This window comes from Moritella sp. F3 (genome assembly GCF_015082335.1).
In the GTDB taxonomy this organism is placed as follows: domain Bacteria; phylum Pseudomonadota; class Gammaproteobacteria; order Enterobacterales; family Moritellaceae; genus Moritella.
On sequence record NZ_BLRL01000044.1, the window covers coordinates 1 to 278 of the forward strand.

Sequence of the window (278 nt, forward strand, 5' to 3'; positions counted from 1 at the left end):
TACGCACGCCCAGTTTTTTGGCGGTGGCTGCCACGCGGCAAGCAATCTCACCCCGGTTGGCTATTAAGATTTTTGAAAACATAATCGTCCCCTTTTATTTTTTCAAGACCGCATCACCGCGAATCTAACTTGGCATACTTATAAAATTTGGCTTATAAAATCCAGCTTTTTACCTCAGTTATTTTACCTGCGTCATTCAAGCCAGCTTGGTTTACGTTTTTGCAAAAATGACTGTACGCCTTCTTTACCCTCAGCAGATGCGCGGATATCAGCAATGC

General features: G+C 43.5%; 1 protein-coding gene. It reads right to left on the reverse strand.

The genetic code is table 11. The features are described 5' to 3' along the window. Positions 1 to 82, reverse strand: an 82-nt coding sequence (locus JFU56_RS23265; RefSeq protein ID WP_374221065.1) for a biotin carboxylase N-terminal domain-containing protein, incomplete at its 3' end; no start/stop codon positions are given. Positions 83 to 278 lie beyond the last annotated feature (196 nt).